General features: G+C 73.0%; 1 protein-coding gene. It reads right to left on the bottom strand.

Translation table 11 applies throughout. The features are described 5' to 3' along the window. Positions 1–256: hypothetical protein (locus JL475_RS39525; RefSeq protein WP_202282996.1), on the bottom strand; the 256-nt coding region annotated here is incomplete at both ends.

Here is a 256-nt window from a genome sequence, read left to right as displayed (position 1 = left end):
CGCACCTCCGCCTCGCCGAACAGGGCGCCCGGCCAGGACCAGCCGGCCACCAGCCGCGGCCCGTCCGCGTGGTCCTGCGTCACCGCGTTCAGGTCCAGCACATGACTCAGCCGCATCCCCGGATCACGCCCGTCACCGAGATCGGCGTCATCGCACAGGGCCCAGTCGGTCGCCTCCGCATCGGCGGTGGTGTCGAACCGGCCCAGATAGTTGAACCCCAGCTGCGGGACCGGCAGCCCGGCCAGCTCCGGACCGG

Source organism: Streptomyces sp. M2CJ-2, assembly GCF_016757295.1.
Classification (GTDB): domain Bacteria; phylum Actinomycetota; class Actinomycetes; order Streptomycetales; family Streptomycetaceae; genus Streptomyces.
This window is presented reverse-complemented; position numbering and strand designations above follow the sequence as displayed.